The organism is Faunimonas pinastri (assembly GCF_900110915.1).
Classification (GTDB): Bacteria; Pseudomonadota; Alphaproteobacteria; order Rhizobiales; family Afifellaceae; genus Faunimonas; species Faunimonas pinastri.
This window is the reverse complement of the sequence record NZ_FOFG01000013.1, coordinates 73,744-90,558: the sequence shown is the minus strand read 5'-3', so window position 1 is coordinate 90,558 and position 16,815 is coordinate 73,744. Positions and strand designations below refer to the sequence as shown.

Here is a 16,815-nt window from a genome sequence, read left to right as displayed (position 1 = left end):
AAGTTCCGGCGGCTTCGGCCAAGTTTTCAGGATGCGCCAGCGCTGTTATCCATCGGGCCCCGGAACGCGTAAAAGGGCCCCGCCGAAAGACGGAGCCCCCCTCGATTTTACCGTCCGTCTGAAGGATCAGCGGCGGGCGGAAATCATGCCGATGAGATAGCCGGCGACCGCCGCGATCAGGATCGCCGGGATCGGCTGACGCTCGACATTGCTGGAGATCGTGCCGGCTACCGCGCGTGCGCCGTCTGCGGCCTGGCCGTAGGCGTCCTGCGCCTGGCCGGCGAACTGCTTCACCTTGCCCTGGATCTGCGTCTTGGAGTCGCCGATGAAGCTGCCGACACCTTCCTGGATGCTGCCGACTGCTTCGCGAGCGGTGCCCTGAACGCGATTGATGTCCACCATGATCTCTCTCCTTGGTCCGGGCGATATGCCGTTGCCAGAGAAACGACGAAGCGGCGGATAGGATGCATGAAAATGTAGCCGGGCAACATTTTTCCGGCATATCGGCGTTCGATGCGTCTCGGCGCGTCCGTTGAACCCCCGGTGCCGCTCGCGCATTGAGGGAACAGGTCAAAGCGGAAGCTGAGGAGAACGGGATGAGGATCAGATCACTGATGATTGGAGCCGGGCTCGCCGCCTGGCTGGCGGCTTCGGCCATCGGCGTCGCCCAGGCGCAATCTGCTGGCGGCACTTCGGCCACCGACTGCCCCAACGCGAGCAACGCGGCGGCTTGTCCGACCGACGCCAACCCCGGCACGAAGGCCGTACAGAATCCCGGCGAGACGAACGCCGGGAGCGGCAGTCACTCCGACGATCCTGCCAAGGGCGCGCCGGGCAGCCTGAACACGGCCGTGCCGAATGCCGCGACCGGAACTGCCGTTCCTGGCGACCAGAGCCTGCAGAATACGCAGCCCGGCACGGGAAGCACGACGCAGGGCAAGTCCGGCTCCTGAGCGGGAGCGGGGCGCTCGCCGGAGAGGCCTCAGACACGAAGGGCGGGACGGTTATGCCGTCCCGCCCTTATCTTCAGTCGCAGCGGCGAACGCTGTAGATGACGGGGTGGCCGTGGCGCCAGGTCCGGTGGGACTCCACCCAGCAGCGCGGGCCCGGACGATGCCAGCCGTAGCCATAACGCGGGGGCGGCGGGGGCGGCGGATAGCCGTAGCGCGGGCCGTAATAGCCGTGATGAGGGTGCCAGCCGCCGTCCCACTGCACGTCGGTCGCGACATGCGAGGGCTGCGAGAGGGCAGGGCTCTGCGGCATCGTACCGGCAGCCGCCGGCTGAACAGCGACCAGACCGGCGAGAAGTGCGGTGGCCAAGCCAAGTCCAACGATCTTCATGGATTTCTCCCTAAACGGTCGCCCCTCTGCTTGGTCAGGAGCACCGTCATCTGCACGCTAGAAGTCGATTTGGGCGGACCGGTGACGGGATTGTAGCGGGATCGAAGCTCTTTCCGGGTTTCTTCCGCTTGGTTAAGGCGCGGTTTACTTTGGGCTGATCTTCCAGAGCTCGGACGGCGTGGCTTTCGCATCCGGCTTGAACCAGGGGCTGTCCTGGATGTGCGAGCCGCTGATGTAGATCGTGCCGTCGGGCGCCTGCGAGAAGGTATCCGGCCAGCGCAGGCGATCGTCCTGTACCAGCACCTTCAGGTCGCCGCCGGGCTCACCCATTTCCACCGAGTTCGCCGCGGGATTGCTGACATAGAGCTTGCCCGCGCCGTCGATCCACAGGCCATCCGCGGGATGCGTCGTCCCCACTTTCCTGACCTTGTCGGCGACGACAGAAGGCTTCAGCGACGCGTCGCGCAAGACGCCGGTCGGGATCGAATACAGCGTCTTGCCGGTCAGCGCCTGCCAGTAAATCGTCTCGCCGTCCGGCGACAGCGCGATGCCGTCGGCGGCGGATTGCAGGGTGCGGCCATCGGGTCGGCGCAGTTCGTGGCCGTCGACCTTCGGCACGAGGCTCTGGTCCGCCTGCGTGCTCGGATCCCCATCCAGCACGCGGCGCGCATCGCCACTCTTCAGGTCCACGACGACCAGCGCACCCTTTATGCCGGAATCCGTCAGATAGGCCCAGCCGCCGTCCGGGCTGAACCTGATGTCGTTGAGGTAGCTGCCGGGAGGCGCGACGGCATCGTCGATGGGGTAGGTGCGGGACACCTTGTTGGTCTTCAGGTCGATCTTCACCAGCTTGGGGCCGCCCTTGACGGGGCCGCTCATGCCGGGCGCGGCGGGATCGACAACCCAGAGACTGCCGTGCCGATCGGCGACGACGCTCTGGACGCAGACGAAGTGATCCTTGGGCGAAAGGTGCCTGGTGTTGCGCCAGCCGTTCCAGTCGGCATCTGGATAAGGCTGCAATTCGCCGTCGGGCTTCAGCTCCGCGACCGAGATCGGCACGTCCTTGTTCCAGCGGGGCAGGTTCACGAAAATGCGTCCGTCACCCGCCACGGTGACACCGGTGATCTGCCGGTCCGGCCAACTGGCGACGAGATCGAGCTTGCCGCCCTTGGAATAATCCATGGCCGCAGGCTTCGTGCCATTCTCCGCGTCGGCGGCGCTGGCCGGGCTTGAGGCGAGTCCGAGGCCCAGCCCGGGACCCAAGGCGACGAGGGCCAGAACCGCGGTGGCGAGCAGAAGTCGGCGGCGGGGAGCGTGCTGCATGGATCGTCTCCTGGAAGCGGCAGGGCAACCATCGCCCGGCTTTCTGGTTCCAGCGGAGCGGGGGTAGGGAACGGACGGTGCCGTGCGTTGCCACGCGGAGCCCCACCGGGAACTGCCGGCCGGCTATCCTCGATTATCCGCCCGCTGCATATTGTCTCAGGGCGCCGTCGTCCCCACATGCGTTGGGACCCTCGGGAAGGGGCATCGGGCGCACGCCCGCGACGGAGAGAGGAACACTTGCACATGTCTCGCACGAAAGTCGGTCTGGTTGCCCTGGCGCTGGCCGCTTCGCTTGCCCTTTCAACCGCCGCGGACGCCCGCGCCGGACGTGGCGGAAGCTTCGGCAGCCGGGGCGGTCGCACCTGGAGCATGCCGCCGTCGACCCGGACGGCGCCCAACGTTTCGCCGCTCGACCGCTCGATGACGCAGCGCCCGAATTACGATCAGCGCGGGACATTCGGCACCAATACGGCGCGCCCCGGCATGTTCGGACGCCCCGGCTTCATGGGCGGCCTTTTCGCGGGCATGCTGGGTGCGGGTCTCTTCGGCGCGCTCTTCGGGCATGGCTTCTTCGGCGGCATCGGCGGCATGGGTTCGATCTTTGGCCTGCTCCTGCAGTTCGGCCTGATCTTCCTGGTGGTGCGCTGGGCAATGGGTTTCTTCGGCCGCCGCTCGCAGCCCGCCTTTGCCGACCGCGCCTCACCGGCATCCGGCAACGGCAACGGTGCCGGCAGCCGCTTCGGCTTTCCCGGTTTCGGCGGCATCGGCGGCGGCTCCGGCCGCTTTGGCGGGACCGGTCCGAATGCCGGGGCCCAGACGGTCGATGCCGGCCAGCCGATCGCCATCGGCCAGGCGGATCTCGATACGTTCGAGAAGCTGCTGGTGGACGTGCAGACCGCCTATGGCCGCGAGGATCTGAACGGTCTGCGTGCGCTGCTTACGCCGGAGATGCTCTCCGAATTCGCCGACGAGCTCGCCGCCAACAACAGCCAGGGCATCGTCAACCGCATCACCGACGTGAAGCTCCTGCAGGGCGATCCTGCGGAGGCCTGGCAGGAAGGCGCGCAGGAATATGCCACGGTCGCCATGCGCTTCGGCCTGCGCGACGTGATGGAGGACCGCAACACCGGTCGCATCGTGGAAACCAATCCGAGCGAGGCGACGGAGCTCTGGACCTTCCGCCGCGCCCATGGCGGACGCTGGCTGCTGTCGGCCATCCAGCAGGGCTGACTGCCCGGGTGACGGTGAGGGACTGACGGAGATCAATGCGGCGGCTTCGCTTTCGGGCGAGGCCGCCGTTTCGTTTGGCGAGCATGGAAGGTTGAGTGGAATGAAGATCGTCTTTGCGGAAGCGGCCGAATGGGAGCGTCCGGAATTCGAAAAGCTCCGGGGCCGCTATGAGGTCGTGCTGACCGGCGAGCGGTTCACCCCCGAGGCGGCTGCGCGATATGCCGATGCAGAGATCGTCTCCAGCTTCGTTTATTCCGATCTCGGTGCGGAAACCCTGAAGTCCATGCCCGGGCTTCGGATGATCGCCACCCGCTCCACGGGCTTCGACCATGTCGACCTCGGCTATTGCGCAGAGCACGGGATCACGGTTTCCAACGTGCCGGACTACGGCGATCATACGGTGGCCGAGCACGTCTTCGCGCTGCTTCTCGGCTGCAGCCGCAGCCTGGTGGAAGCGGTGACCCGCACCCGCCGGGGCGACTTCATGAGCGTGGACACGCCCGGCTTCGAGCTGAACGGCAAGACGTTCGGCGTGGTGGGCACCGGGCGCATCGGCCGGCGGGTGATCGAGATCGCCCGGGGATTCGGCATGAACATCGTGGCCTTCGACATGTTCCCGAACCCGCAGGCGGCCGAGGCGCTGGGCTTCCGCTATATCGATCTTCCCGAGCTTCTGCGCGTCGCCGACGTCATCAGCCTGCATGTGCCGGCCACGCGCGATTCCGCGCCGCTGCTGTCGGATGCGGAGTTCGCCAGCATGAAGGAGGGGGCGATCCTCATCAATACGGCGCGCGGCAACATCGTCGATTCCGCCGCGCTCGTGCGTGCCCTCAATGACGGTCATATCGGTGCCGCCGGGCTGGACGTGCTGCCGGAAGAGCCGCTGCTGCGCGACGAGGCGCAGATCTTCCGCGGCGCGGGCAAGGAAAGCGACTACCGCACGCTGGTCGCCAACCATGCCTTGCTGCGCTTCCCCAATGTCATCGTGACGCCGCACAGCGCCTACAACACGCGGGAAGCCGTGAGCCGCATCGTGGCGACATCGATCGCCAACATCCTGGCCTTCGGATCGGGCAAGCCGCAGAACGTCGTTTCGCGCCGCTAGAAGCAGTTCAGGGCGGGCTTCCCCGCCCGAAACTCTTGCGTTGGATCAAGGATCGGGCGTCTCTTTCCTTTATACCGGTTCGGGAAAAGGGAGCGGTGCCCGCAATGTCATTCAAAACCATCCTCGTACCCGTGGATTCCTCCAGCAGCGCGGAGGCGCGCATCCTGGCCGCCGCCGATCTCGCCCGCCAATGCGACGCCGCGCTGATCGGGGTCGGAGCCGAGCAGTTCCAGCCGCCCGGGATCTCGGCCGCTTACGGCTATATCGATCCGGATATCCTCGGCGCGCTGAAGGTACAGATCGACAGGGACCTGGAACGGGCCGAACACCGCTTCCACCATCTCACCGGCACCGTGGACCGTGGCGTGCGCTGGATGGGCGGGGTCGACTTACCCTCCCGCTCCGTGATCATGAACGCGCGGGGCGCCGACCTCATCGTCACCAGTCGGCCGGGGCAGGGCAACGCCAACGCATTTGTCGCTCCGGTGGCCGATCTCATCATGGAAGCCGGCGTCCCCGTGCTCTTCCTGCCGGAAGAACAGGATTCCGTCGATTGCCGCAGGGTGCTCGTCGCCTGGAAGGACTCGCGCGAGGCGCGCCGCGCCCTTGCCGACGCCCTGCCGTTCCTGCGGCGGGCCGAGGAGGTGGTCCTGCTGGAGGTGCGCGAAGCCGGCCATAACGGACAGGCGTCGCACGGTATCCGCGCCGTGCGCGATCGTTTGCAGGGGCACGACGTGAACGCGGCCATCCGGGTGGAAACACGGACGCGCGAGGCCGTGGCCGATACGATCCTGAACGTCGCCGGGGATTGCGGGGCGAGCATGGTGGTGACCGGCGCGTACGGCCACAGCCGCCTCAGGGAATGGGCGCTCGGCGGCGTCACCCAAGGGCTCATCGACCGCACGACCCGCCCGGTCTTCTTCAGCCGGTAAGGAGAGCCGGCCGCCACTGGCGGTCACTGGCGGCCGCTCGATGGTCGGCCCATGCATCCTCCGAAAGGGCGTTTCCCAGCGGGGGGCGTGGCTCCTTGTCGCCGCCGCCTGTCCTTTGGTCGGGCACCGCGTGGCCCGCCTCCGTCCTTTGCCGATAGATCTACTCAAGTTGTAATATTTCGGCGGTGAAAGACCTTCGTTACTCTCCGGTTGTGACCCGCATTCGTCCGCAGAGGCGAGACACCGGCACTCGCCGGGAGAGCGGCGCATGAGGGAGGGCCGGATGGAGCGATCCATCTTCGATGTGATCCGCGAGCCGCGGCGCCTCGCGGCACTGCAGGCGGAGTGGGACGACCTTTTTCGTCGCGCGCCGGGAGCGGGGATCTACCAGAGCTTCAACTGGTGCTGGACCGCGTGGGAGACCATGTTCGGGCCCGCCGGTGCGCGCCTCTGCTGCCTTGTCCTGCGCCGGGCGGACCGCCTCGTGCTGGCCTGGCCTTTCGCGATCGTGCCGTATCATCGCTTCTGGAGCGTCGCGCGGCAGCTCGGGTCGCCGGGCGACTACCCCGAGATGCTCGTTGATGGCGGACCCGACCGGGCTCAGCTCGCTGAACTCGCCTGGGCGCATCTCCGCAAGACCTGCTCAGCCGATCTCGTTCTGCTGGAGCATGTGCGGAGCGGATCGCTGCTTGGCCATGCGCTTCAGTCCGACGGAGCCCGGCCGCGCCAGACCGAGCCGGCCCCTTATGTGGACTGGAACGAATTCCCGGATTTCGCGACCTACTGGCGCTCGCGCGGAAAGAGCTTCCGGGGCCATATCGACCGGCGACAACGGAGGCTGCAAGAGCTTGGCCCGGTCAGTTTTTCCGTGGAGTCCCACCCTGAGGCGATCGCCGAGCTGTTCTCCTGGCTTCTCCTCACGAAGCGCGACTGGCTGGCGCGCCGGAGGCAGGCCCCCGCGGCCTGGATGCAGATGACGGGCTATCCGGAGTTCCTGCGAGCGGTTCAGGGCAGGCTGGGGGACGGCGCGGTGAAGGCTTTCACGCTGAAGCTCGGGGAGCGGATCCTTGCCGTCCACCTCAGCCTCGTCGACGATGGAGGGATCCTGTTTCTCCACCCCGCCTACGACACGGAGTTCCTCGCCTACACGCCGGGCAGCCTGCTGCACAGGCATACGCTGGCCTGGGCGTGCGAGAGGTCCCTCAACTTCGATTTTCTCTGGGGCGGGCAGGACTATAAGCAGCGGTTCGCCAACCGGAACTGCGATGTCTTCGATACGCTGGTCCCGGTCTCCCCGAAGGGAAAGCTGTTCTGCCGGCTGAAAGAAGCGCAGGCGAGCGCCACGGCCGAGCTTCTCCGGCACAACGTCTCGGCAGGCCGCGCCTGGCTTGCCTCACGCGCGGGACGGATCATTCCGGCAAACGCCGGGCGAACACCGCCAACCGTTCAGCCAAGTGAAGACTGAAGCCGGACGGGAATGCAGGAAACAGTCCCATCAGGGACTTCGATGACATGAAAGCCTGGGGGAAGGCTGGTGGAGCCGAGGGGAATCGAACCCCTGACCTCTGCAGTGCGATTGCAGCGCTCTCCCATCTGAGCTACGGCCCCCATCCTCGAAGGCGCGAAGCACTCCGTCAGGCGAGCGGCATTTAGGGTGGGCGACGGCGGAGTGTCAAGCGGCTTTGCGCGGATCCCGCGCCAAGCAAGCAGCCTGTCCACTCCCCCGTTATTCCGTCCGGATCAGCGTACCCTTGTAGACCACCGGTCCCGTCGGGGCGCCGGTGGGCGAACCGCCGGTGGGCTCCACGCTGACGGCGAAGAGGTTCTGCCCAGCCCCTTGCTGAAAGCTCACGGGCATCGGCATGACCTGCGGCTGGTCGCCGGTCTGGATCACGCCCATGGAGCGCGGGGCGGAGCTACCCTCGATATGCCAGAGCTCCAGGCTCTTGCCGGACGGGATGGCGGCGGTGACGCTGCGCACCCGGATCTGGCCGGTGCCGGTATCGGCCTCCACGATCAGCGCGGGCTCTTCACCAGTGGAGTTCACGACCGCCACATAGCGCGCGGCGGCCGGAGCGGGCGGCGGGCGGAGCAGGGAAAGGTTGATCACCAGAAGACCGGCGAGACCTGCCGCAATGGCGCCAGAGCCGATAGTGGCGCGCCGCCAGAAGGCGAGGCGGCGGCGATAGCGATCACGCAATTCCTCCACCGCCTGATCGAAGGAGACGACCGTGCCGCCTGCCGCCGGCTGGCCGACGCGGCTGCTGATTGCCGCCCAGAGCGTCGCGGGCGGGGTGGATTCCGGCACCAGCGCGGCGAGCGGCGCCAGGCGGCGCTCCCAGCGCTGCACGGCGTCGCGCGCGTCGGCGTCGGTGCCCAGCCGCGCGGCGAAAGCCTGCCGCTCGGCACCCGGCAGGGTCCCGATCACATATTCGCCGGCGAGTTGTTCGAGCTCTTCGTTCATCCGTTTTCCAGACATCCGAACAGCAGTTTCAGGCTCCGGTGCAGCACGGTCTTTATGGTCCCGACCGGACGGGCGAAGCGCTCGGCCAGTTCTTCACGCGAAAAGCCGGAGCAATAAGCGAGCACCACGCATTCGCGTGCTTCGCTTTCCAGCCGGGAAAGGCATAGGCGCAACGTTTCCAGCATGACGGGATCGGTCTGCGCGGGATCGGCGAGCGTGGCGAACACGTCGTTCGAGCCGTCGAGTCCGGTGGTCCTGCGCGTGTAGTCGCTCGCCCGTACCCTGTCGATCGCGCGGTTGCGCGCGATCGTGCAAAGCCAGGTGAGGGGGGCGCCGGCCGCCGGGGAGAAGACATCCGCCTTCTGCCATACCTTGAGATACGTCTCCTGCAAGACATCCTCCGCGAGTGCCCGATCTCTCACGATACGGAGCACGACGCCGAAAAGTTTTGACGACGTAGCATCGTAGAGATCACGAAACGCGGAGTGCTCGCCACGCGCGGTGGCTTCCAGCAGCATTTGGAGGTCTGGAGAAGGGGTCATTGGCAATCGAACGGGCGTAGGTTGCCGGTGAGAATGAGGAAAGAGGAAGTTCGATCCATGATCCGGCCGCCGATTGCGTCGAACATTCCTAGCACGTCACGCCGTCCGGGCCAACGCAATGGCCGCAAGCTTGTATCGCCGGCTTTCTGCCTCTACATGGGACGCTCAAGGCCCCGGTTGAAGGACAATCCATGCGCGCGCTGCTCGACGTCATCCTGCTGGCGCTTCGTCTCTACACATGGGTCGTCATCGGCAGCGCGATCTTTTCCTGGCTCTATGCGTTCAACGTCGTCAATCCGCGTAGCCCCGTCGTCGCCAATATCGGCCGCGCGCTCTACCAGATGACGGAGCCGGTGCTGCGGCCGATCCGCCGCGTGGTGCCGGTGTTCGGCGGGCTCGATATTTCGCCCGTCATTCTGCTGCTGCTGATCTTCCTGATCCAGCAGATCATCGCCTACTACATCTATCCCTACGCTTTCTGACGGAGAGCCGGTCTTGGCCTGGGACGCCTGGGAGATCCGGCCGTCCGGGCTTCAGCTCTCGGTGCGGCTGACGCCGCGCAGCAGCCGGGATGCGATCGAGGGCGTGCAGGTCTTGTCTGACGGCAGGGCCGTGCTGCAGGCGCGGGTGCGGGCGGTGCCTGAAAAGGGCGCGGCGAACAAGTCACTGCTGGCGCTGGTGGCGGAAAGACTTGACGTTCCCAAAGGCGCGGTATCGCTGGCCTCCGGCAGTACCAGCCGGCTCAAGGCCGTGCTGGTGGAAGGGGAGCCTGCCGAGCTGATCGCCAGGCTCGACAGGCTTCGTCTCAGGACGGAATGAGGGCGCTCAGGCGCCCTTATCTTGCTTGTAGCGGTCGATCGATTCGACGATCAGCTTCTTGGCTTCGCCGACATCGCCCCAACGGACGATCTTGACCCACTTGCCCCTTTCAAGGTCCTTGTAGTGGGTGAAGAAGTGCTCGATCTGCTCCAGCGTGATCTCCGGGAGATCCTGGTAGCTGTGGATCTTCTCGTAGCGCCGCGTCATCTTCGGGGCGGGAACCGCGAGGATCTTCTCGTCGCCGCCGGATTCATCCTCCATCATGAGGACGCCGATCGGACGGCAGTTGATCACGCAGCCCGGCACGAGCGCGCGGGTGGAGGTCACGAGAACGTCGATGGGGTCGCCATCGTCGGATAAGGTATGGGGAACAAAGCCGTAATTCGCGGGATACCGCATCGGCGTATAGAGGAACCTGTCGACGAACAGGGCCCCGGATTCCTTGTCCATCTCGTACTTGATCGGTTCGCCGCCAACGGGAACTTCGATGATGACGTTGATATCTTCCGGAGGATTCTTCCCGATCGGAATCGCCTCAATACGCATCTACATGCATCCTTCACCGTATAACGCGGAAGCTAGAACATGCAGATGCCCCCGCGCAATGTTCGAATCTGCCAGGCAAAGACGAATTGTTTCTAAAGCGGAAACTGAAACCAGAGGCAGGGGAGCCTGACCGGGCCGAGCGGGTCGTCGCTGCGGGCGAAAACCGCGCCGCCGCGGCGGGTGTAGAAATCGCGGGCGCGATCGTTGTCGGCCAACGCGCGAAGCACCGTGCGCCTGAAACCCCGGGCACCGAGCGTCTTCAGGAGCGCGGCGAAGAAGCGACCCCCGATGCCGATGCCCTGATAGAGGGGGTGCAGATAAAGCTCGTGGATCTCGGCCGTGGGCACCTGCACGGCGGTGCGCGCCGCGCTGAAGGTCGCGTAGCCCACGACCTTTCCGCTCGCTTCCACGACGACGACGTTGCGGTGCTTCATCGCCTGCCGCCACCAGGGCGCGCCGCGTCCCGCGATCATCCGCTGCAAGGTGACGGAGGGGATGATGCCGGAATAGGCTTCCCGCCAGGCTTCGGCATAGACATCCGCCAGGTCGGCGGCGTCCGAGGCGCGAGCGAAGCGGAAGTCGACGGCAAGAGCTGTCATGCACAAAAGGCTACGCCCGGTTCCCTCCTTTGGAAAGGGGAGGAAACCGGGCGTAGCCCTGATGGATCATCACGATGCGGAGAGCCCGCCGGAGCGGGCCCTCGCTGTCAGGCAGGTCAGGCGGCGCTGGCCTTGGAGCGCTCCGCCTTCTTGCGGTCGTTGGGGTCGAGGATCGCCTTGCGCAGGCGGATCGACTTCGGCGTCACTTCGACCAGCTCGTCGTCGGAGATATAGGACAGCGCCCGCTCCAGGCTGAGCCGCATCGGCGGAACCAGGGCGATCGCCTCGTCCTTGCCGGACGCGCGCATGTTGGTAAGCTGCTTGCCCTTCAGCACGTTGACCTCGAGGTCGTTGCCGCGGGTGTGCTCGCCGACGATCATGCCGGTATAGACCTTGTCGCCGGGGCTGACGATCATCGAGCCGCGGTCCTGCAGGTTGAAGAGCGCGAAGGCGACGGCATCGCCCTGGCCGATGGAGAGCAGGACGCCCGTGCGCCGGCCGACGATATCGCCGCGATGCGGCTCGTAGGCGTGGAACACGCGGTTCATGATCGCGGTGCCGCGGGTGTCGGAGAGGAGCTCCGGCTGGTAGCCGATGAGGCCACGGGTCGGCACGTTGAAGCGAAGCCGGGTGCGGCCGCCGCCGGACGGACGCATTTCCAGCATCTCGCCCTTGCGGGACGCGAGCTTCTCGATGACGGCGCCGGTATGCTCGTCGTCGACGTCGACGATCACTTCCTCGATCGGCTCCAGACGCTCGCCGTCCGGACCCGTGCGGAACACGACGCGCGGCTTGCCGATGGTGAGTTCGAAGCCCTCGCGGCGCATGTTCTCGATCAGGATGCCGAGCTGGAGTTCGCCGCGACCGGCGACCTCGTAGGCGTCCTTGTCGTCGGAATCGGTGACGCGGAGGGCAACGTTGCCTTCGGCCTCGCGCATCAGACGGTCACGGATGACGCGGCTCTGCACCTTGTCGCCTTCGGTGCCGGCCAGCGGGCCGTCATTGATGCGGAAGGTCATGGACAGCGTGGGCGGGTCGATCGGCTGCGCGAACATCGGCTCGGTGATCGAGGGATCGCAGATCGTATTGGAGACGGTCGCTTCCGTCATGCCGGCCAGCGAGACGATGTCGCCTGCTTCGCCGGAATCGACCGGCTGACGCTCCAGGCCGCGGAAAGCCAGCACCTTGGAAATGCGGAAGCTTTCCACCACGTCGCCTTCGCGCGACAGGGCCTTGACGCTCTGGCCGGGCTTCACTGTGCCGGAACGAACGCGGCCGGTCAGGATGCGGCCCAGGAACGGATCGGCGTCGAGCGTGGTGGCGAGCAGGCGGAACGGGCCCTCCTCGACCTCGGGGGCGGGAACGTGTTCCAGCACCTTGTCGAGAAGCGGGCCGATGCTTTCCTGCGAGCCGTCCGGGCTGTCCGACATCCAGCCCTGCTTGGCGGAGCCGTACATGACAGGAAAGTCGAGCTGCTCTTCGGTGGCGTCCAGCGCGGCGAAGAGGTCGAACACGGCGTCCAGCACGAAATCGGGACGGGCGTCGGGCTTGTCGATCTTGTTGATCACGACGATCGGCTTCAATCCGATGGCGAGCGCCTTGGAGAGCACGAACTTCGTCTGCGGCATCGGGCCTTCGGCGGCGTCGACCAGCAGGATGGCGCCGTCCACCATGTTCAGGATGCGCTCGACCTCACCGCCGAAGTCGGCGTGTCCGGGCGTGTCGACGATGTTGATGCGGGCGTCGTTCCAGACCAGCGAAGTCACCTTCGCCAGGATCGTGATGCCGCGCTCGCGTTCCAGATCGTTGGAGTCCATGGCGCGTTCCGCCACCTGCTGCCCGGTGCGGAACGAACCGGACGAGCGCAGGAGCACGTCGATCAGTGTAGTCTTGCCATGATCGACGTGCGCGATGATGGCGACGTTGCGGAGAGTCGCGGTCATAGATGGTCCAGGTTTTGGAGGTTGCACCCACGTAACGGATTTTTGCGCTGCAAGATAGAGCCTATCCTGCCGATGCGATCCGTCGCGCGTGCCTGATGGTTGATATGTTCACGCAGACGCGAATATCAAGGCAAAAAACCGCAGGACGGGGTTGCGTTCGAAGGATGGCCACCTCGAACTGCTTCGTCTTCTGTCGAAATCTGCGGGAATGACTTGCGGCCGCCGCGATCTTCTTCCTGCCGGTCGGATCAGCACCGCGCCACACAGCGGCGTGGCTCCGATCGGGGATCCCGAGCCGGGATGCTGCGCTCGACGCAGGGCGAGCACAACGGCCCGTCGGTTCGGAGAACCTGAAGCATGCTGACGTCCTAATAGAAGCGGAAAGGGCGCGGAAAAATCGTCCTGGAAGGCTTTTCAGGACAGAAAAAGCGACAGACTCGCACAGTTGTGAGTGGGAGAACCATCTCGTCATGGCTGCGCCGTATTGACACTGGAAAGCTGAAAGCCAACCCTAGCCCGCCGTAAAGCTGGATAAAAATGGTCCTCAGTTCATCGAATTCGGAAACGACCGGTTTCCTGGTCTCGGAAGTCGCGCGCCTGTTCAGGCAGCATTTCGAGCGTGCCCTTCTGGCGGAAGGAAGGGGCCTGACGTCCGGCGAATCCCGCACGCTTTTCTATGTCTCGCTGCTCGGCGGGGTGCGTCAGGCGGTGCTGGCTGAGAAGATGCTGGTTGAGCCGATGACGCTTTCCGGGTTCCTGGACCGGCTGGAGCAGCGCGACCTGATCACGCGCATGACCGATCCGGACGACCGGCGCGCCAAGATCGTGACGACGACCGAGAAGGCGGACAGCCTCTTGGAACAGATCCGGGAAACGGCGGGCACCGTGCGCCAGCAGGCGACCAACGGCCTCAGCGAGGACGAGATCGGCCTGCTGCATCGGGTGCTGAACGTTATGCGCTCCAATCTCGGCAATGAGGGGCGCGACATCGTCCTCTGACAGTCTTCCCTTTGGGGAGGGGCAGGGCGGTAGCCGCCCGCTCAATCGTGTCTGGAGATGTTGACCGGCGGTTGGGCGCGGCGCGGACATGGAAGCGGCGCACGCGCCAAGGCTTCCCGGTCGGCCGTATTCTGCTCCAGCCTGACTTTCCGCTTCTCCGCGCGAGGCGAAAAAAAAGGGCCGCCATAGGGCGACCCGTCGCGACTATATCGAAGCTTTCGCTCAGTCCTTGCGGGTAAGGCGGTCGCGCATGGCGAGCGTGCGCAGGCGCAGCGCGTTGAGGCGGATGAAGCCCGCCGCGTCGCGCTGGTCGTAGGCGCCCCGGTCGTCCTCGAAGGTGACGAGCGCATCGGAATAAAGCGACATGTCGCTTTCGCGGCCGATCACCGTGACGTTGCCCTTGTAGAGCTTCAGCCGGACGGTGCCCTCGACGTTCTCCTGGCTGCGGTCGACCAGCGCCTGCAGCATCTCGCGTTCCGGCGAGAACCAGAAGCCGTAATAGACCAGCTCCGCATAGCGCGGCATCAGCGAGTCCTTGAGGTGCATGGCTTCGCGGTCCAGCGTGATGGACTCGATCGCGCGGTGCGCCGTGTGCAGGATCGTGCCGCCGGGCGTCTCGTAGATGCCGCGGCTCTTCATGCCGACGAAGCGGTTTTCCACGAGGTCGAGGCGGCCGATGCCGTTGTCACGGCCGAGATCGTTGAGCGCTGCCAGGAGCGTCGCCGGGCTCAGATCCTTGCCGTTCAGCGAGACGGCGTCGCCCTTGCGGAAGCCGATCTCGATGGTGGTCGCCTTGTCCGGCGCTTCCTCGGGGGAAACGCTGCGCTGGAACACATAGGGAGGCGGCTCCTGCGCCGGATCTTCCAGCACCTTGCCCTCGGAGGAGGAGTGCAGGAGGTTAGCGTCGACGGAGAACGGCGCCTCTCCGCGCTTGTCCTTGGCGACCGGGATCTGGTTCTTCTCGGCAAAGTCCAGCAGGTCCGTGCGCGACTTGAACTCCCATTCCCGCCAGGGCGCGATCACCTTGATGTCGGGGTTCAGCGCATAGGCGGAGAGCTCGAAGCGGACCTGGTCGTTGCCCTTGCCGGTCGCACCATGGGCGACGGCATCGGCGCCGGTTTCGCGGGCGATCTCGACGAGGCGCTTGGCGATGAGCGGGCGGGCGATGGAGGTGCCGAGGAGGTAGACGCCCTCATAGACGGCGTTCATCCGGAACATCGGGAAGACGAAATCGCGAACGAATTCCTCGCGCACGTCCTCGATGTAGATTTCCTTGACGCCCATCATTTCCGCCTTGCGGCGCGCCGGCTCCAGTTCCTCGCCCTGGCCGAGGTCGGCGGTAAACGTCACCACCTCGCAATTATAGGTTGTCTGCAGCCATTTCAGGATAATCGAGGTGTCGAGGCCGCCGGAATAGGCCAGAACCACCTTCTTGATGTCGCGCGCCATTGATGAGGTCCGTGGAGGAACTTGAATGCGCGGCGCACTATAGTGAGGGGAAGTGTCGACGCAAGGCGAAGCCGGAAAGCTTGACGACGAGACGGCGAACTTCGCCAAGCGCGCGCCGCAGGGCGAGCCCGGCCCGGCCGATGCCGTTCTCCACCGCGCGGTCGAAGCTCGTGGGCAATCCGTCCAGCACGAACTGCTTCATCATCAGGATGACGACCAGCGTGAAGCACCAGGATAGCAGCACGTCGCTGAGGAAATGGCCGCCCATGGCGATGCGCGTGAAGGAGACCGTGGCGGCAAAGCCGGTGGTGGCGAGCACCGTGGCCTTTCGCCAACGCGGCGGCACCAGGAAGACCAGCACCACGATCCAGAAGGCGGTGGATCCCTCGCCGGAAACGAAGGAGCAATTGTCGTCGCACTGGTTGGAGAAGAACCAGGCGGGGGAGAAGTGCTGCTGGCCGCCGAACTGCAGGATGTCGCGCGGGCGGGCGCGGCCCCAATAATCCTTGAAGATGCCGTTCACGATGAGGCCGGGGCCGATCAGGAAGACGCCGACGGCGAAGAAGATCTCGCGCGCCTTCAGCACCAGCATGCGCGTGCGCGGCAGCAGGAGCTTCAGGAGCAGCGGCAGCAGCAGCCCGACCAGGACGGCGATCTCGATATATTGGCCGATATGGCGGATCAGCTGCAGGAGTTCCACGGCCGGGCCGTTGAAGCCGTATTGATGGATGTAGAAGGCGTGCGCCACGGCGATGTCGAGAGCCGGCCACGCCATGAAGAGGATCGACAGCAGCGTCGTCACGAACAGGGTGGCGACGAGCGGCCGGGTCGCGCCGATCGAATGAAGTCGCGCCCCTTGGCGGACCACGCGGCTGGCCATGCGCCGGCGAAAGCCCCTGACGGGCTCCGGTGCCTCGGATCGGGAGCCGGGAATTGTCTCGCGACCCTGTCCGCGCGCCGCGTCGAGAAGCGCCTGATCCTGCAGGCGATAGGCGATGTTTTCAGAACGGACTCGGGCGCCGAGGCTCGCATGGAGCGCGCGGGCCGGCTCATTGTCCTTCTGCGTCGTCCAGTCGATGAAGGTGCAGCCGCGCTCGGCGGCAAGGGTCGCCATTTGCTGCATGAGAAGGCGCCCGGCGCCTTTTCCGCGCGCTCGCTCGGCGACGAAGAGATCCTTCAGGAACAGGCCGCGCGTGAGACCCGGGCCGGGATAGACGGCGCTGAAGCAGGCCGCGCCGACGAGATCCGCGCCGTCGAAGCAGACCAGCGCTTCCACGCCGTCCGGCAGGGCCGCGAGATCGCGCAGGAGATGCTGCCGGGCAGGCTGGGGGAGATGATAGAACCGTTGTTCCTCGATCAGCAGGGCAGCGAGTGCGGGGTAATCTGCCTCTCGGGCAAGGCGGATTTCGAACATGCTTTGGACACTGCCCTGAATCTCCAGTTCTTCGCCCTTAGCACAGGATTTGGATGCCGTCCCTTGACTCTGCTTCACGGCTTCGGAATCTATGTGAACAAATAGGGAA

At 65.6% G+C, this 16,815-nt stretch carries 18 protein-coding genes and 1 tRNA gene; 8 read left to right on the top strand and 11 right to left on the bottom strand.

Going from position 1 to position 16,815, the window contains the following annotated elements:
* Positions 1–126: 126 nt before the first annotated feature.
* The gene (locus BMY25_RS20865; protein ID WP_177176893.1) at positions 127–402 is read right to left on the bottom strand and encodes a CsbD family protein; all 276 of its coding nucleotides are present in this window, start codon (positions 400–402) and stop codon (positions 127–129) included.
* A 194-nt stretch (positions 403–596) separates the two neighbouring features.
* Between BMY25_RS20865 and BMY25_RS15895 the strand changes: the two genes are divergently transcribed.
* On the top strand, positions 597–953 hold the full coding sequence (locus tag BMY25_RS15895) for a hypothetical protein (protein WP_143061999.1): 357 nt from the start codon (positions 597–599) through the stop codon (positions 951–953).
* A 73-nt stretch (positions 954–1,026) separates the two neighbouring features.
* Here the strand turns inward: BMY25_RS15895 and BMY25_RS15890 are convergent, their stop codons facing one another.
* Positions 1,027–1,341, bottom strand: a complete 315-nt coding sequence (locus BMY25_RS15890) for a hypothetical protein (protein WP_092498325.1) — start codon at positions 1,339–1,341, stop codon at positions 1,027–1,029.
* A 144-nt stretch (positions 1,342–1,485) separates the two neighbouring features.
* A complete protein-coding gene (locus tag BMY25_RS15885; protein WP_092498323.1) occupies positions 1,486–2,664 on the bottom strand; it encodes an L-dopachrome tautomerase-related protein in 1,179 nt (392 codons plus the stop codon).
* Between the two features lie 243 nt (positions 2,665–2,907).
* Between BMY25_RS15885 and BMY25_RS15880 the strand changes: the two genes are divergently transcribed.
* From BMY25_RS15880 to BMY25_RS15865, 4 genes are all read left to right on the top strand, one after another.
* On the top strand, positions 2,908–3,894 hold the full coding sequence (locus BMY25_RS15880) for a Tim44 domain-containing protein (RefSeq protein WP_092498321.1): 987 nt from the start codon (positions 2,908–2,910) through the stop codon (positions 3,892–3,894).
* A 100-nt stretch (positions 3,895–3,994) separates the two neighbouring features.
* Positions 3,995–4,999 carry a hydroxyacid dehydrogenase gene (locus tag BMY25_RS15875; RefSeq protein ID WP_092498319.1) on the top strand — a complete coding sequence of 335 codons (1,005 nt, stop codon included), beginning with the start codon at positions 3,995–3,997 and terminating at the stop codon, positions 4,997–4,999.
* A gap of 104 nt (positions 5,000–5,103) precedes the next feature.
* Positions 5,104–5,931: a universal stress protein gene (locus tag BMY25_RS15870; protein WP_092498317.1), complete on the top strand. Its 828-nt coding sequence runs from the start codon at positions 5,104–5,106 to the stop codon at positions 5,929–5,931.
* Positions 5,932–6,214: 283 nt separating this feature from the next.
* The gene (locus BMY25_RS15865; protein ID WP_177176892.1) at positions 6,215–7,396 is read left to right on the top strand and encodes a GNAT family N-acetyltransferase; all 1,182 of its coding nucleotides are present in this window, start codon (positions 6,215–6,217) and stop codon (positions 7,394–7,396) included.
* Positions 7,397–7,463: 67 nt separating this feature from the next.
* Here BMY25_RS15865 and BMY25_RS15860 read toward each other — a convergent pair.
* The 3 genes from BMY25_RS15860 to BMY25_RS15850 all read right to left on the bottom strand — a co-directional run bounded on the left by BMY25_RS15860 (position 7,464) and on the right by BMY25_RS15850 (position 8,913).
* Positions 7,464–7,539 (bottom strand) — tRNA-Ala (locus BMY25_RS15860).
* 118 nt (positions 7,540–7,657) lie between these two features.
* Complete coding sequence (locus BMY25_RS15855) at positions 7,658–8,395, bottom strand: anti-sigma factor (RefSeq protein WP_143061998.1); 738 nt, start codon at positions 8,393–8,395, stop codon at positions 7,658–7,660.
* Positions 8,392–8,913 carry a sigma-70 family RNA polymerase sigma factor gene (locus tag BMY25_RS15850; RefSeq protein WP_238858381.1) on the bottom strand — a complete coding sequence of 174 codons (522 nt, stop codon included), beginning with the start codon at positions 8,911–8,913 and terminating at the stop codon, positions 8,392–8,394. The genes BMY25_RS15855 and BMY25_RS15850 overlap by 4 nt, the downstream gene beginning before the upstream one ends.
* A gap of 215 nt (positions 8,914–9,128) precedes the next feature.
* Between BMY25_RS15850 and BMY25_RS15845 the strand changes: the two genes are divergently transcribed.
* Together BMY25_RS15845 and BMY25_RS15840 are read left to right on the top strand one after the other, a co-directional pair.
* Positions 9,129–9,419: a YggT family protein gene (locus BMY25_RS15845; protein ID WP_092498309.1), complete on the top strand. Its 291-nt coding sequence runs from the start codon at positions 9,129–9,131 to the stop codon at positions 9,417–9,419.
* Between the two features lie 13 nt (positions 9,420–9,432).
* On the top strand, positions 9,433–9,756 hold the full coding sequence (locus BMY25_RS15840; RefSeq protein WP_092498307.1) for a DUF167 family protein: 324 nt from the start codon (positions 9,433–9,435) through the stop codon (positions 9,754–9,756).
* A gap of 6 nt (positions 9,757–9,762) precedes the next feature.
* Here the strand turns inward: BMY25_RS15840 and ppa are convergent, their stop codons facing one another.
* From ppa to typA, 3 genes are all read right to left on the bottom strand, one after another.
* Positions 9,763–10,302: an inorganic diphosphatase gene (ppa, locus tag BMY25_RS15835; RefSeq protein WP_092498305.1), complete on the bottom strand. Its 540-nt coding sequence runs from the start codon at positions 10,300–10,302 to the stop codon at positions 9,763–9,765.
* A gap of 92 nt (positions 10,303–10,394) precedes the next feature.
* Complete coding sequence (locus BMY25_RS15830; RefSeq protein ID WP_092498303.1) at positions 10,395–10,901, bottom strand: GNAT family N-acetyltransferase; 507 nt, start codon at positions 10,899–10,901, stop codon at positions 10,395–10,397.
* Between the two features lie 116 nt (positions 10,902–11,017).
* Entirely contained in the window at positions 11,018–12,844 is a 1,827-nt protein-coding gene (gene typA / locus BMY25_RS15825; protein WP_092498301.1) for a translational GTPase TypA, read from the bottom strand.
* Between the two features lie 537 nt (positions 12,845–13,381).
* On the opposite strand from typA, the gene BMY25_RS15820 reads away from it, so the two are divergent.
* Positions 13,382–13,843, top strand: coding sequence for a MarR family winged helix-turn-helix transcriptional regulator (locus BMY25_RS15820; protein WP_092498299.1), 462 nt, complete (start codon positions 13,382–13,384; stop codon positions 13,841–13,843).
* 222 nt (positions 13,844–14,065) lie between these two features.
* Here the strand turns inward: BMY25_RS15820 and BMY25_RS15815 are convergent, their stop codons facing one another.
* A complete protein-coding gene (locus tag BMY25_RS15815) occupies positions 14,066–15,292 on the bottom strand; it encodes an argininosuccinate synthase (RefSeq protein ID WP_092498297.1) in 1,227 nt (408 codons plus the stop codon).
* Between the two features lie 37 nt (positions 15,293–15,329).
* A complete protein-coding gene (locus BMY25_RS15810; RefSeq protein WP_177176891.1) occupies positions 15,330–16,706 on the bottom strand; it encodes a GNAT family N-acetyltransferase in 1,377 nt (458 codons plus the stop codon).
* Between the last annotated feature and the right edge of the window lie 109 nt (positions 16,707–16,815).